This is a genomic window from Thauera sp. DNT-1 (genome assembly GCF_055393985.1).
In genome coordinates this window covers 4232138-4245897 of the sequence record NZ_AP043752.1, presented here as the reverse complement: position 1 = coordinate 4245897, position 13760 = coordinate 4232138, and the positions used below count along the sequence as shown (strand labels likewise).

Below are 13760 nucleotides of genomic sequence, written 5' to 3'. Positions count from 1 at the left end.
GCGTGATGCAGCGCTCGATCGACCTCGGTGCGGCCAGCGTGGTGGTGCGCTCGCCGCTTCGCGAGTTCAATGCCCAGCTCGACCTGCTCTACCGCGACCATTCGCAGGCAGGGGACAGCGGCTTCGCGGACGTGCGCGTCGCGCTGCTCCCCGGGCCGCCCTGGCGCGTGTGGGGCCCGCAGGTACGCCTGTGGTCGGAGGCCTCCTGCCCCTTCGACCCCTACCCGCTCGGCAGCGCCCTGCCTCTTTTCGAATGGGGCACCAACTGGCTGCTGGCGCAGCGCCTCAACGCGCATGTACTGCTGCATGCAGGCGTGGTCGCGCGCGAGGACCGTGCCCTGATCCTTCCCGCCGCACCGGGCTCGGGCAAGAGCACGCTGACCTGCGCCCTTCACCTCGCAGGCTGGCGCTTCCTCTCGGACGAGTTCGGGGTGCTGGATACCGAATCCGGACTGCTGCACCCCCTGCTCAAGCCCGCAGCGCTGAAGAATCGCTCGATCGACATCATCGGCGGCCAGCCGGGCGCGGTCCTCGGCCCCGTCTTTGCCGGTACGCGCAAGGGCGACGTGGCGCACTTCGCACCCGACCGTGCGAGCGTCGCAGCACGCCGCCGGCCGGTCACACCCGCGCTCGTGGTGTTCCCGAGATATCGCGAAGGCGCAGCCCTGCGCTGCGAACCGGTGCGCAGGGCGGAGGCCGCGATGCGGCTGGGGCTCAACAGTTTCAATTACCGCAAGCTCGGCCCGGTCGGCTTCGACGCCATCCTCCGCCTCGCGCGCACGGCCCCCGCCTGGGAGATCGAGTATGGCGCGCTCGCCGACGCCCTCCCCTGCATCGAGCAGCTATTCGGAAAAGCCTCATGAGCACGCATCCGGCGGCCGACTGTGCCCTGCTGCTGCGCGGCCTTCACGAAGCCCTCGAGATCCCGGAGGCGCGCTGGGATCGGGTGCTGCGGCTCGCGCGCATGACCGGCCTGCATGGCCGCCTCGCCGCCGCCAACGCGGACAATCCGACCGTGTCGGAGCGGGTCCGCCGCCACCTGCTGTCGGCGACGAGGATGGCGGACTTCAGCGCGCGCATGCTCGACGCCGAGCTGCGCGACGTGGCCCCGCTGTGCGGCGGCGATTTCCCGGTGATCGCCCTGAAGGGCGGCGCCTACGCACTGCAGGCGCTCGGCTTCGCCCGCGGCCGCTTCGTCTCCGACATCGACCTGCTGGTGCCCGCACGCGCCCTGCGCACCATGGAGGCGAGGCTGCACGCCGCGGGCTGGGAAAGCGCGGCGCTGGACCCCTACGATGAACGCTACTACCGCGACTGGAGCCACGAGACGCCCCCCCTGCGCTTCCCGGGCCATTTCCTCGAACTCGACCTGCATCACGCGATCACGCCGGTGACCGGGCGGCGCCATTTCGATCCGGCGCCGCTGCTCGACGAGAGCTTGCCGATCGCCGGCAGCCGCTTCCGCGTGCTGTCGGCGCGGGACCAGGTGCTGCATGCCTGCGTGCATTGCTTCCAGGACGGCGATCTCGCCCTGCGCGTGCGCGAGATCGCCGACATCGACGGCCTGCTGCGCAGCTTCGCCGGCACGACGGGCTTCTGGCCGGGCCTCGTCGAGCGTGCCAATGCGCTCGGGCTGGGCCGCCCGCTCTGGTATGGGCTGCATTTCGCGCGCAGCTGGATGCAGACGCCGGTCCCCCAGGAGGTCCTGAGCGCCCTTCCCGGCCCCGCCGCCGTACTCCGCCGGCCGATGGAGGCCTGCATCTCGCTCGCCCTGCTCCCGCCCGACCCCGATCGGCCACCCGGCCTGTCGGTGCGATTCGCGCGGCGGCTGGCACTCGCGCGCTATCACCTGCTGCGCATGCCCCTGCACATGCTCCTGCCCCACCTCGCGCGCAAGGCCTGGTTGCGCACACGCCGCCGCACACCCGACGGTGCGAATGAAAACGCCGGCGGCGGACCCTGAAAACGGGTCGGCAGCCGGCGTTCCACGACGAAGGTCGTCGCGCGGGATCAGTCCTCGCCGACGAGTCCGGCGTCCTTGAGCATCTGCTGCAGTTCGCCGCTGTCGTACATCTCGCGCATGATGTCGCTGCCACCGACGAATTCGCCCTTGACGTAGAGCTGCGGGATGGTGGGCCAGTTGGAGAATTCCTTGATGCCCTGACGGATCTCGGGGTCGGCAAGCACGTTGACCGCGAGCACCTCGCGCACGCCGCAGCCCTTGAGGATCTGCACCGCGGTGGAGGAGAAGCCGCACTGCGGGAACTGGGGCGTGCCCTTCATGTAGAGCACCACGCCGTTGTTGGTGACCTGATCGCGGATGACGTCCTGGATGTCCATTCTGGAAACCTGAAAAAGTTGAGTTAAACAGTCGGGAAATAATAGGCGTTGCGCGCCGCCAGCGTCAACGCGAATCGCGCGTTGCGCGCCCCAGCCAGCGCCCCCCCGAGACGCGCTCGATGCCGGCGAGGTCGGCCCACGAGGCGATCGCGGCAAAGCCGGCGTCGGCGAGCAGGCCGCGCGCCGACGCCGCCTGGTCGTAGCCGTGCTCGAGGAAGAGCCAGCCGCCATCGACCAGGCGTGCCGGCGCGCCGGCGACGATCTCGGCGAGGTCGTCCAGGCCCTGCGGCCCGGCGGCGAGCGCGCCACGCGGCTCGAAGCGCACGTCGCCCTGCTCGAGGTGCGGGTCGCCCGCAGCCACGTAGGGCGGATTGGACACGATGAGCTCGAAGTGCTCGTCGCCGAGCGCGCCGAACCAGTCGCTCTGCACGAAGGAGACGCTCGCGCCCAGCCTGGCGGCGTTGGCCATCGCCACCCACAGCGCCTCGCGCGAGCGGTCGAGCGCGACCACCTCGGCCGCCTCGAGCTCGAGCGCCAGGGTCACCGCGAGCGCCCCGCTGCCCGTGCCGAGGTCGAGCACGCGCAGCCCGCGCCGTCCGGGAAAGTGCGCGAGCGCGAGCTCGACCAGCAGCTCGGTCTCGGGGCGCGGGATCAGCACCGCCGGGGTGACGAGGAACTCGCGCCCGTAGAACTCGCGCGTGCCGGTGAGATAGGCCACCGGCTCGCCGGCGGCGCGGCGCTCGACGAGGGCGCGGTACTCGGCCCAGTCCTCCGCAGCAAGCTTCTGCTCCGGCCACGCCACCAGACGCGCGGCCGGGCACTGCAGCACGTGGCGCAGCAGCACGCGCGCGTCCATCTGGTCGATGCGCGCGCGTGCCCAGGCGAGCGCGCCGGCGATGTCGATCCCGTCGGCAGACGGCGCGGCGGGACTCATGCATCCTCCCCGAGTGCCGCGAGCAGGTCGGCCTGGTGCTCGAGGGTGAGCGCGTCGAAGATCTCGTCGAGCTCGCCCTGCATCACCGCATCGAGCTTGTAGAGGGTGAGGTTGATGCGGTGGTCGGTCACCCGCCCCTGCGGGAAGTTGTAGGTGCGGATGCGCTCGGAGCGGTCGCCGCTGCCGACCAGGCTCTTGCGCTGCGCGGCCTCGGCGCTCTGTTGCGCGCGCACCCTGGCGTCGTACAGGCGCGCGGCGAGCACCGCCATGGCCTGCGCCTTGTTGCGGTGCTGCGAGCGATCGTCCTGGCACTCGACGACGATGCCGGTGGGAATGTGCGTGATGCGCACCGCGGAGTCCGTCTTGTTGATGTGCTGCCCGCCCGCGCCCGAGGCGCGGAAGGTGTCGATGCGCAGGTCGGCGGGGTTGATGTCCACCGCCTCGACCTCGTCGGCCTCGGGCAGCACGGCGACCGTGCAGGCGGAGGTGTGGATGCGCCCTTGGGTCTCGGTCACCGGGACACGCTGCACGCGGTGGCCGCCGGATTCGAACTTGAGCTTCGAATAGGCGCCGTTGCCGACCACGCGGGCGATGACCTCCTTGTAGCCGCCGAGGTCGGATTCGCTCGCCGACACGATCTCCACCTTCCAGCGCTGGCGTTCGGCGTAGCGGGTGTACATGCGCAGGAGGTCGCCGGCGAACAGCGCTGCCTCGTCGCCGCCGGTGCCGGCGCGGATCTCGAGGAACAGGTTGCGCGCGTCGTTGGGATCGCGCGGCAGCAGCGCGCGCTGCAGCTCGGCCTCCAGCGCTTCGATGCGCGCCTCGCCCTCGGCAAGCTCGAGTTCGCCGAGCTCACGCATCTCGGGGTCGGCGAGCAGCTCGCGCGCGGTCGCGCAGTCGGCCTCGGCCTGGCGATGCTCGCGGTACAGCGCCACCACCGGCTCGATCTCGGCGCGCTCGCGCGAGAGCTCGCGGAAGGCGTTCATGTCACGCGCGCCCTCCTCGGAGGCGAGCGTGCAGTCGAGCTCTTCGAGCCGGTTGGCGAGGTGTTCGAGTTTGTCGCGGATGCTCTGCTTCATGACGGAGGAAGGACGCGCGCGCGCCGCCGGCGGGCGGCGGCCTGCGGAGCCGTGCGGCTAGTGGGAATCGCGGGACAGGTTGAAGAGCTCGCGCACCACGCGGCCGGCTTCGACCTTGTGCTCGCCCTCGGCCTGGTTCAGGAAGCGGGTGGGGCCGTGCATCAGCTTGTTGGTGAGGCCGTGCGACAGCGCCTCGAGCACGCGCTGCGGGTCCTCGCCCTTGGCGAGCAGGCGCACGGCGCGCTCGAGCTCGGCCTGGCGCAGGCTCTCGGCGTGCTCGCGCAGCGAACGGATCACCGGCACCGTCTCGCGCGCCGACATCCAGTGCAGGAAGCCATCGACCCGGCTGGCGATGATCTGCTCGGCCTCGATCACCGCCTGCTGGCGCGACTCCATGCCGGCCTCCACCACCTGGGCGAGATCATCCACGGTGTACAGGAAGATGTCGTCGAGTTCGGCGATCTCGGGCTCGATGTCGCGCGGCACGGCCAGATCGACCATCACCATCGGGCGATGGCGGCGCGCCTTGACCGCGCGCTCGACCATGCCCAAGCCGACGATGGGCAGCGGCGCGGCCGTACAGGACACGACGACGTCGAAACGCGGCAGCGCCTCGCCAATCTGATCGATGCGCATGGTGGTGGCGCCGAAGCGGTCCGCCAGGGCCCTGGCACGCTCCTCGGTACGGTTAGCCACCGCCATGGATTTGGGCCGAGCGCCGCCGAAGTGGGCGGCACAGAGCTCGATCATCTCGCCCGCGCCGATGAAGAGCACGTGCTGGTCGGCAACGCGCTCGAAGATGCGCTCGGTCAGATGCACGGCCGCGGCGGCCATCGACACCGTGTTGGCGCCGATCGCGGTGGTCGAGCGCACCTCCTTGGCCACCGCGAAGGTGTTCTGGAACAGCTTGTGCAACAGCACGCCCAGGGTGCCCGCCTCTTCGGCGTAGCGCGCGGCGTCCTTGACCTGGCCGAGGATCTGCGGCTCGCCGATCACCATCGAGTCGAGCCCGCTCGCCACCCGGAAGACATGGCGGATCGCGTCGCGCTGCGGGTAGGAATACAGGTAGGGCGAGACCTCGGCGAGCGCGAGGCGGTGGAAACGAGCGAGCCAGTCGGCCGCGTGCTGGGGCTGCTCGGCGGCGAAATAGAGCTCGGTGCGGTTGCAGGTCGACAGGATCGCCGCCTCGCGCACCGAATCCGTATGGGCCAGATCGTGCAGCGCCTGCCCCATGCGCTCGGGCTGGAACGCGACGCGTTCGCGGATGACGAGCGGCGCGGTGTGGTGGTTCAAGCCGAGGGCGAAGAGTTGCATGCGGGAGGGGGGTGGGACGGAGCGAGCCGGATTATAACACCGCGCCTGCGCCCCAAAATTGAGCCGGAACAGCGACTTCTGGCCGCAAATTGACGCCGATCGAGTAGGGGACGGGGTCACCCCCGTCGCCCTCTCACACCACCGTACGTGCGGTTCCGCATACGGCGGTTCATGAAAGACACTGGAGTCGTCGCGTCGTATCGAGCAGCGACACCAGCCCCAAACGATCAAAGAAGACTTTCGGGAAGGCCGCGTTCATGTGGCTAGCGCCACTGTTCCACCACGGCCCGCGTTGGTTGAACGCGGAGCGAAACGCCCGCTCCTCCTTCAGCCCCGCCTTCATCAGGTTTCTGGCGCGAGTATAAGGGCGCTTCCACTGCCGCCACAGGATGCAGCGCAGCTTGCGCCGGAGCCAACCGTCGATCTCTTCCAGCGCCCGCTTGGTCTCGGTCAGCTTGAAGTACGCTGCCCAACCCCGTAGCACCGGATTCAGTTCTTCGATCGTGCGCCGCACACTACGCCCCCTCGCACCTTTGAGCACCTCGCGAATCTTGTCCTCCAGCCGTTTCAGGCTAGTCGGCGCAATCCGCAGCTTCGGGGCCTTGTGCCAAGTCAGGCTGTAGCCCAGAAACTTCCGCTCCCACGGTCGTGCGACCGCGCTCTTGGCCTCGTTGACCGTGAGCTTGAGCCGCTCGGACAGAAACTGGGTAATACCGCCCAGGACACGCTCGCCTGCCGCCTGACTTCTGACGTAGATGTTGCAGTCGTCCGCATAGCGACAGAACGCGTGGCCCCGGCGCTCCAGCTCCCGATCCAATTCTGTCAGCAGAATGTTCGACAGCAGCGGACTCAAGGGGCCGCCTTGCGGCGTACCCTGCGTCCGCGGGCTGACGACGCCCTCTGCCATCATCCCCGCTTCCAGATACCGTCGGATCAGCTTCAGTACCCGCCCGTCCCCGATCTTCTTCGCCAACTTCGCCATCAGAATGTCGTGATTGACCCGGTCGAAGAACTTCTCCAGATCCATATCCACCACGACGCGACGACCTTGAGCCACATACCGCTGCGCCGCCTTGACCGCCTGATGGGCAGATCGCCCCGGTCGGAAGCCGTAGCTCGACTCGGAGAACGCCACCTCGAAGATCGGTGAGAGCACCTGATGCAACGCTTGCTGGATCAGTCGATCCGTCAGCGTCGGTATGCCGAGCGTCCTCATCCCGCCTTGGGGCTTCGGAATATCCACCCGGCGCACCGCTTGCGGGATGTACGTCCCCGCCAGCAGCTTGGCCTTGATCGTCGGCCAGTGTTGCTGCAGATGAGCCTTGAACTCGGATACCCCGATGCCATCGACACCGGCTGCACCCTTGTTGCGGATCACCCGCTCGTACGCAAGCCACAGGTTGCCGCGCTCACACACGGCTTCCATCAGCCCGCTTGCCCGCTCCAACTCCGCTTTCGTCCGCTCAACGTCCGCCGACTCCACCTCGACACGCAGCCCAGCCCCCTCCGGATACCGTCCGGAATCCGCTGCCTGCGCCCCATCTGGCCGATGGGCTTCTGTCTTCCTCGGCTTCATCGAGAAACGTTCGCCTACTCGCGTTCTTCCATGTTCAGCCCTTCGCCCCATCCCGGCGGCTACTATGGCCTCTGCTGACTTCCTCACGCGCATCCCAACGCCTCACGACGTCAGTAGCACAACGGCACCCGTGAGGATCTCCCCGGGTATGACGCACCCACCTTCACGCTTATACCTGTCGGATATACGTCACAGCGTTCCGTGCAAGTTTCGGGCTTTGACAATATTGGCCGCCTCACCCCGCTGCAGCGCCTCCTATCCGCTTCCTGTTCGTCAGGCCAGCGCTTTGCCTTCGGCTTCCTCCAGATTCGCAGTTACCCGCGACACCCTTGCCGTTCAGCTAACTCTTCCCCTTGCCGGGCGAGTAGAGGACTTTCACCTCCAAGTGAGTGCGCCCTGCCGGGCGCACCAAAGCAAATGGGCCGACACTCGGTCGGCCCATCGGGATTCTGGTGGCCAGTCGCGGAATCGAACCACGGACACGCGGATTTTCAATCCGCTGCTCTACCAACTGAGCTAACTGGCCAACGAGGTCCGCATTATAGCCAGTCTTTTTCCTTTGTCAAAGGGTTTGGCGAAAATGCCCGAAAAGCTCAGCCCAGGGCGTCGTGATCGCCCTGCACCTGCCGCGGTGGCTGCAGGTGGCTGCGCGGGAAGACCACGCGGGCGAGCGTGCCGCGTCCGCCCGGGCCGGCGTCCAGGGTGACGGTGCCGCGGTGCAGCTCGGCAATCTCGCGCACGATCGGCAGGCCGAGGCCGGAGCCATCGACGCCGCTGCCGAGCACGCGGTAGAAGCGCTCGAAGACGCGCTCGCGGTCGGCCTCGGGGATGCCGGGACCGTTGTCCTCGACCTCGAACACCGGTGAGCCGGCGTAGCGCGTGCGCGCGGTGACGCTGCCACCGCGCGGGGTGTACTTGATCGCGTTGTCGACCAGATTCTTCAGCATCTCGCGCAGCAGCACCGGGTTGCCCTCCACGCGCAGGGCCGTGTCGCCCGCCTCGACACCGAGGTCGATCCGCTTGGCCTGCGCGCGCGGATAGAGCTCCAGCGCCACCTCGCGCACGATCGCATCGAGGTCCACCGTCTCCACCGCGTAGAGCTTCTCGAAGCTCGCCTCGGCGCGGGCGAGCGAGAGCAGCTGGTTGATCAGGTGGGCTGCGCGGTCGGTGCTCTCGGCGATGCGGGTGAGCGACTGGCGTAGCTGGTCGGGGTCGGTCTCGTGCATGGCGAGGTCGGTCTGCATCTTGAGCCCGGTCAGCGGCGTGCGCATCTGGTGCGCGGCGTCGGCGATGAAGCGCTGCTGCGCCTGCAGGTTCTCTTCCAGGCGCGCCATCATGTCGTTGTAGGCGATGATGAGCGGACGCACCTCCTCGGGCACGCTCGATGGCTCGACCGGCGACAGGTCGGTGGGGCGACGACGGCGGATCAGGCTCTGCAGCCGGTTGAGCGGCGCGATGCCGCGGCTCAGGCCCACCCACACCAGCACCACCGCGAGCGGGATGATGGCGAACTGCGGCAGCAGCACCCCGGTGACCACGCGCGAGGCGAGGTCGGTGCGCTTGTTGCGCGTCTCGGCGACCTGCACGAGCACGAAACGATCGGCCTGCGCAGGGTCGGGGCGCACGAAGCGCCAAGCGATGCGCACCTCCTCGCCCTGGATCATGGCATCGCGCAGCTGCACCTCCTCGCCGTCGACTGCGGACGAGGTCGGCATGGGCGGGATCTCGGCGTCGCCGCTGACCGTGACGCCATTGACGTCGGCCACCTGGTAGTAGACGACGTCGTCCTGGTCGGCGCGGAACAGCGCGCGCGGCGGCGCCGGAAAGCGCACCACCACCTGGCCGTCCTCGACCTCGACCAGGCGCGCGAGCGCGCGCACGCCGTCGGCGAGTGCGAGATCGTAGGGCTGGTTGGCGATGCTGTCGGCGACGTTGTGGGTGACGATGATCGAGATCGGCCACAGGAACAGCAGCGGCGCGAGCATCCAGTCGAGGATCTCGCCGAACAGCGAGTTCGGCGGCCCGGACTTGCGCGGCGCGTTTGCGCCGCGCGGCGCGCGCTCAGGCCTGGACTTTCGCCGCAGGGGCAGCATCGGGGTTTTCCAGGCAGTACCCCAGGCCGCGCACGGTCACGATGCGCACGCCGCTGTCCTCGAGCTTCTTGCGCAGGCGATGGACATAGACCTCGATCGCGTTGCTGGACACCTCCTCGCCCCAGCCGCACAGGTGGTCAACGAGCTGGTCCTTGCTGACCAGGCGGCCGACACGCAGCAGGAAGATCTCGAGCAGGCCGATCTCGCGCGCCGACAGCTCGACGAGCTGGCCGCCGATCTTGACCACGCGGTCGGCCTGGTCGTAGCTCAGCTGACCGATCTCGATGCAGCGCGGCTGGCCGGTGCCGCGGCGGGTAAGCGCACGCACGCGCGCTTCCAGTTCGGGCAGGGCGAAAGGCTTGGTGAGGTAGTCGTCGGCACCGGCATCGAGCCCGCGCACGCGGTCGTCGACGCCATCCTGCGCGGTCAGGATCAGCACCGGCTGAGCCGACTTGCGCGCGCGCAGGCGCTTGAGCACCTCGATGCCGTTCATGCGCGGCAGGCCGAGGTCGAGGATGAGCAGGTCGTAACCCTGGCCCGCGAGCGCGGCATCCGCCTCCATGCCGTCCGCCACGTGATCGACTGCACAACCACCGCGCCGCAGGGCGCGACAGATGCCGTCGGCGATCACCGGATCGTCTTCCGCCAACAGGATACGCATAGCATTCCGGCTGTAAGTTGCTTGTAAGCGGAGATTCAGAGAATGTTTCCGCTGTTCTCCTTTTGCTCGGTCTTCGGGGACGTGGCTGCTGCGCGCAGCGGCGTTCCGGGGAGCGCCCGCCCATCTGGGCCGCGGCGCTCCCCACCGACTTTTACTCCCCGAATTAAATAATTGTCCCACGCTTTGCGCAGTCGCAGGCAGCCTCCCCGGCGGCTGGACGCGGGACGGCCCGCGCCGTGCCGGAACCGATGGACGCAAAAAGGCCCCGCCGAGGGCATTCCTCGACGAGGCCTTGTTCGCTTGCAGCGGGCGGGAGGTCCGGCGGACCGGACCTTCCCGGGCAGGCAGTTACATGCCCATGCCCATGCCGCCCATGCCACCCATGCCGCCCATGTCGGGCATGCCGCCCATCGGCTTGTCCTCGGCCAGCTCGCCGACCATGCAGTCGGTGGTCAGCATCAGGCCGGCGACGGACGCGGCGTTCTGCAGCGCGGTGCGGGTGACCTTGGTCGGATCCAGCACGCCCATCTCGACCATGTCGCCGTACTCGCCGGTGGCGGCGTTGAAGCCGTAGTTGCCCGAGCCCTCGACGACCTTGTTCACCACCACGCTCGGCTCGTCGCCGGCGTTGGCGACGATCTCGCGCAGGGGCTGTTCCATGGCGCGCAGCACGATCTTGATGCCGGCATCCTGGTCGTGGTTGTCGCCCTTGAGCTCGCCCAGCGCGGCGCGGGCACGCAGCAGCGCGACGCCGCCGCCGGGGACGATGCCCTCTTCCACCGCAGCGCGGGTGGCGTGCAGGGCGTCCTCGACGCGGGCCTTCTTCTCCTTCATCTCGACTTCGGTGGCGGCACCGACCTTGATCACCGCAACACCGCCGGCCAGCTTGGCCACGCGTTCCTGCAGCTTCTCGCGGTCGTAGTCGGAGCTGGCTTCCTCGATCTGCACGCGGATCTGCTTGACGCGCGCCTCGATGCGGTCGGCCTGGCCGGCGCCGTCGATGATGATGGTGTTTTCCTTGCCGACTTCGATGCGGGCAGCCTGGCCGAGGTCGTCCAGGGTGGCCTTCTCGAGGGTCAGGCCGACTTCTTCGGCGATGACCTGGCCGCCGGTCAGGATGGCGATGTCTTCCAGCATGGCCTTGCGACGGTCGCCGAAGCCCGGGGCCTTGACGGCGCAGGTCTTGAGGATGCCGCGGATGTTGTTCACCACCAGGGTGGCGAGCGCTTCGCCTTCGACGTCCTCGGCGATGATCAGCAGCGGACGGCCCGACTTGGCGACCTGCTCGAGCACCGGCAGGAGGTCGCGGATGTTGGAGATCTTCTTGTCGAAGAGCAGGACGAAGGGCTGCTCGAGGATGGCAACCTGCTTGTCCGGGTTGTTGATGAAGTAGGGCGACAGGTAACCGCGGTCGAACTGCATGCCCTCGACCACGTCGAGTTCGTTCTGCAGCGACTTGCCGTCTTCGACGGTGATCACGCCTTCCTTGCCGACCTTGTCCATCGCACGGGCGATGATGTCGCCGATGTCGCTGTCGGAGTTGGCCGAGATCGAGCCGACCTGGGCGATCTCCTTGTTGGTCGAGCAGGGCTTCGACAGCTTCTTGAGCTCGTCGATGGTGGCGACGACGGCCTTGTCGATGCCGCGCTTGAGGTCCATCGGGTTCATGCCGGCGGCGACGAACTTCATGCCTTCGCGCACGATCGACTGCGCCAGCACGGTCGCGGTGGTGGTGCCGTCACCGGCGATGTCCGAGGTCTTGGAAGCGACTTCCTTGACCATCTGCGCGCCCATGTTCTCGAACTTGTCCTTCAGCTCGATTTCCTTGGCGACGGAGACGCCGTCCTTGGTCACGGTCGGGGCGCCGAACGAGCGCTCGAGCACGACGTTGCGGCCCTTCGGGCCCAGGGTCACCTTGACCGCGTTGGCGAGGATGTTGATGCCGGCGACCATGCGCTCGCGGGCGGAATCACCAAACTTGACTTCTTTAGCTGCCATTCTTCAGAACTCCGGAATCGTTTCGATTAGGGTTGATCGGTGCGGGGGAGGCTCAGGCCTCGACCACGCCCATGATGTCTTCCTCGCGCATCACGAGGAGTTCGTCGCCTTCGACCTTCACGGTCTGGCCGGCGTACTTGCCGAACAGCACCTTGTCACCGACCTTGACGGCCATCGGACGGACCTTGCCGTCGTCGAGGATCTTGCCGTTGCCGACCGCGAGGACTTCGCCCTGATCGGGCTTCTCGCCGGCGCTGTCCGGGATCACGATGCCGCTGGCGGTCTTGCGTTCGGCTTCGAGGCGCTTGACGATCACACGATCATGCAGGGGACGAATCTTCATCGAGTTCTCTCCTAACTGAGGTTCAACTGTCTGGGTTGATGAAACACGCGGAACCAGTCCGCAGGAAAAGGATCTGCTGTGGCGATGGACGGGCTTGCACCCGTCGATCGAGGCTTGTTAGCACTCGACGCCAACGAGTGCTAATAATAGGGACGGGTCCAGAGGATTTCAAGTGCGCTTCCTGTTAACTTTTTTCTGCGCCGTGATGGCGCTCGCCGCGGCGCCCCTCCACGCCCAACGCCAACCTCCCCCCCTCGCCGCCTCCATGGACGCACGATGGAAGGGCGCCGCCTTCGAGGGCGACCGCGCCAGCCTCGCCCGCCTCGCCGCCGCCGGCGCCAAGGTCGTGCGCGTGTACCGCCAGTCCGACGCCTGGGTGCTCGACGAGGCGCACCGCCTCGGCCTGAAGGTGGTGATGGGGCTGTGGCTGGAGCACCCGCGCCACGGTTTCGACTACGCCGACGCGCGCGCCGTGCGCGCACAGGAAGACGCCCTGCTCGACTTCGTCGCCCGCCACCGCAAGCACCCTGCCCTGCTCGCCTGGGGCGTGGGCAACGAGATCGAGACCGGGGTCGCCGACCCGCTGCCGCTGTGGCGCGCGGTCGACCGGCTGGCCGCGCGCATCCGCGCGCTCGACCCCGACCACCCCACCATGATGGTGGTCGCCGACACCGGCATGGACGCCTTCCGCGCACTCGCCGGCTGCTGCCCCAACGTCGAGCTGCTCGGCATCAACGTCTACGCCGGTGCGGTGTTCGACCTGCCGCAGCGCCTGCGCGCGGCCGGCATCGCCAAGCCGGTGGTGGTCGCCGAGCTCGGCCCGCTCGGGCAGTGGCAGGCCGGGCGCAAGCCCTGGGGCGCGCCGGTCGAGCTCACCAGCACCGAGAAGGCGCGCTTCTTCACCGAGGCCCTCGCCTTCCTCGACCAGCAGGCGCAGATCCGCGGCGTCTTCCCCTTCCTGTGGGGCGCGAAGCAGGAACAGACCGCGACCTGGCACGGACTGCTGCTCGCCGACGGTAGCCCCACCGCGATGAGCGACGCTCTCGCCGCCGCCTGGGGGCGGCCGCAGCCTCGGCCCGCACCGCGCATCCGCGGCATCGGCATCGGCGCGGACGAGTTCGCCGCCGGCGCGGAGATCTCCGCCGGCATCGACGCGGTCGCCCACGACGGCAGCGCGCTCGCCGCCGAGTGGGCCGTGCACGCCGAGGCCACCGACCTGCGCAAGGGCGGCGATGCCGAGACCCCGCCCACGCGCATCGACGTGCGCGTGCTGCACGCCGATGCCGCCAGCGTGAGCTTCGTCGCCCCGGCGCAGCCCGGCGCCTACCGCCTCTTCATCACCGTGCGCGACCGCGAGGGCAAGGCAGGGACGGCGAACCTGCCGTTCCGGGTGAGGTAAACGAGGCCTCGCCCGCAGCAGCG

Annotated in this window: 12 protein-coding genes and 1 tRNA gene; 3 read left to right on the top strand and 10 right to left on the bottom strand. The window is 68.5% G+C overall.

The window, feature by feature from the left end; translation table 11 throughout:
* Positions 1-5 precede the first annotated feature (5 nt).
* Positions 6-863 (top strand): HprK-related kinase A, encoded by an 858-nt coding sequence (locus tag ACZ5PP_RS19515; protein ID WP_276661653.1) that lies wholly within the window; start codon positions 6-8, stop codon positions 861-863.
* Positions 860-1963 carry a nucleotidyltransferase domain-containing protein gene (locus tag ACZ5PP_RS19510; protein ID WP_464826488.1) on the top strand — a complete coding sequence of 368 codons (1104 nt, stop codon included), beginning with the start codon at positions 860-862 and terminating at the stop codon, positions 1961-1963. The genes ACZ5PP_RS19515 and ACZ5PP_RS19510 overlap by 4 nt, the downstream gene beginning before the upstream one ends.
* Before the next feature lie 47 nt (positions 1964-2010).
* On the opposite strand, the gene grxD is transcribed toward ACZ5PP_RS19510, so the two are convergent.
* The 10 genes from grxD to groES form a co-directional block, all read right to left on the bottom strand.
* On the bottom strand, positions 2011-2340 hold the full coding sequence (grxD, locus tag ACZ5PP_RS19505; RefSeq protein WP_004311475.1) for a Grx4 family monothiol glutaredoxin: 330 nt from the start codon (positions 2338-2340) through the stop codon (positions 2011-2013).
* A 64-nt stretch (positions 2341-2404) separates the two neighbouring features.
* A complete protein-coding gene (gene prmC, locus ACZ5PP_RS19500; protein ID WP_004311476.1) occupies positions 2405-3274 on the bottom strand; it encodes a peptide chain release factor N(5)-glutamine methyltransferase in 870 nt (289 codons plus the stop codon).
* A complete protein-coding gene (gene prfA / locus ACZ5PP_RS19495) occupies positions 3271-4353 on the bottom strand; it encodes a peptide chain release factor 1 (protein WP_004311477.1) in 1083 nt (360 codons plus the stop codon). Before prfA ends, prmC begins: the two co-directional genes overlap by 4 nt.
* 57 nt (positions 4354-4410) lie before the next feature.
* A complete protein-coding gene (hemA, locus tag ACZ5PP_RS19490; RefSeq protein WP_004311478.1) occupies positions 4411-5667 on the bottom strand; it encodes a glutamyl-tRNA reductase in 1257 nt (418 codons plus the stop codon).
* A 169-nt stretch (positions 5668-5836) separates the two neighbouring features.
* Positions 5837-7093 carry a group II intron reverse transcriptase/maturase gene (gene ltrA / locus ACZ5PP_RS19485; RefSeq protein ID WP_464826108.1) on the bottom strand — a complete coding sequence of 419 codons (1257 nt, stop codon included), beginning with the start codon at positions 7091-7093 and terminating at the stop codon, positions 5837-5839.
* Between the two features lie 600 nt (positions 7094-7693).
* A tRNA-Phe gene (locus ACZ5PP_RS19480) sits at positions 7694-7769 on the bottom strand.
* A gap of 67 nt (positions 7770-7836) precedes the next feature.
* Positions 7837-9336 carry a sensor histidine kinase gene (locus ACZ5PP_RS19475; RefSeq protein ID WP_004311479.1) on the bottom strand — a complete coding sequence of 500 codons (1500 nt, stop codon included), beginning with the start codon at positions 9334-9336 and terminating at the stop codon, positions 7837-7839.
* Positions 9305-9997 carry a response regulator transcription factor gene (locus ACZ5PP_RS19470; RefSeq protein WP_004311480.1) on the bottom strand — a complete coding sequence of 231 codons (693 nt, stop codon included), beginning with the start codon at positions 9995-9997 and terminating at the stop codon, positions 9305-9307. Before ACZ5PP_RS19470 ends, ACZ5PP_RS19475 begins: the two co-directional genes overlap by 32 nt.
* Before the next feature lie 348 nt (positions 9998-10345).
* On the bottom strand, positions 10346-11995 hold the full coding sequence (gene groL / locus ACZ5PP_RS19465; protein WP_004311481.1) for a chaperonin GroEL: 1650 nt from the start codon (positions 11993-11995) through the stop codon (positions 10346-10348).
* A gap of 52 nt (positions 11996-12047) precedes the next feature.
* Entirely contained in the window at positions 12048-12338 is a 291-nt protein-coding gene (gene groES / locus ACZ5PP_RS19460; protein WP_004311482.1) for a co-chaperone GroES, read from the bottom strand.
* A 265-nt stretch (positions 12339-12603) separates the two neighbouring features.
* Between groES and ACZ5PP_RS19455 the strand changes: the two genes are divergently transcribed.
* Entirely contained in the window at positions 12604-13737 is a 1134-nt protein-coding gene (locus ACZ5PP_RS19455; RefSeq protein WP_276657857.1) for a glycoside hydrolase 5 family protein, read from the top strand.
* Positions 13738-13760: the final 23 nt, after the last annotated feature.

Coding starts and splice junctions, on each gene's coding strand:
- grxD (WP_004311475.1), bottom strand. CDS start 2,340: ATGGACATCCAGGACGTCATCCGCGATCAGGTCACCAACAACGGCGTG.
- prmC (WP_004311476.1), bottom strand. CDS start 3,274: ATGAGTCCCGCCGCGCCGTCTGCCGACGGGATCGACATCGCCGGCGCG.
- ACZ5PP_RS19510 (WP_464826488.1), top strand. CDS start 860: ATGAGCACGCATCCGGCGGCCGACTGTGCCCTGCTGCTGCGCGGCCTT.
- ACZ5PP_RS19475 (WP_004311479.1), bottom strand. CDS start 9,336: ATGCTGCCCCTGCGGCGAAAGTCCAGGCCTGAGCGCGCGCCGCGCGGC.
- ltrA (WP_464826108.1), bottom strand. CDS start 7,093: ATGGAAGCCGTGTGTGAGCGCGGCAACCTGTGGCTTGCGTACGAGCGG.
- prfA (WP_004311477.1), bottom strand. CDS start 4,353: ATGAAGCAGAGCATCCGCGACAAACTCGAACACCTCGCCAACCGGCTC.
- ACZ5PP_RS19455 (WP_276657857.1), top strand. CDS start 12,604: ATGGACGCACGATGGAAGGGCGCCGCCTTCGAGGGCGACCGCGCCAGC.
- hemA (WP_004311478.1), bottom strand. CDS start 5,667: ATGCAACTCTTCGCCCTCGGCTTGAACCACCACACCGCGCCGCTCGTC.
- groES (WP_004311482.1), bottom strand. CDS start 12,338: ATGAAGATTCGTCCCCTGCATGATCGTGTGATCGTCAAGCGCCTCGAA.
- ACZ5PP_RS19515 (WP_276661653.1), top strand. CDS start 6: ATGCAGCGCTCGATCGACCTCGGTGCGGCCAGCGTGGTGGTGCGCTCG.
- groL (WP_004311481.1), bottom strand. CDS start 11,995: ATGGCAGCTAAAGAAGTCAAGTTTGGTGATTCCGCCCGCGAGCGCATG.
- ACZ5PP_RS19470 (WP_004311480.1), bottom strand. CDS start 9,997: ATGCGTATCCTGTTGGCGGAAGACGATCCGGTGATCGCCGACGGCATC.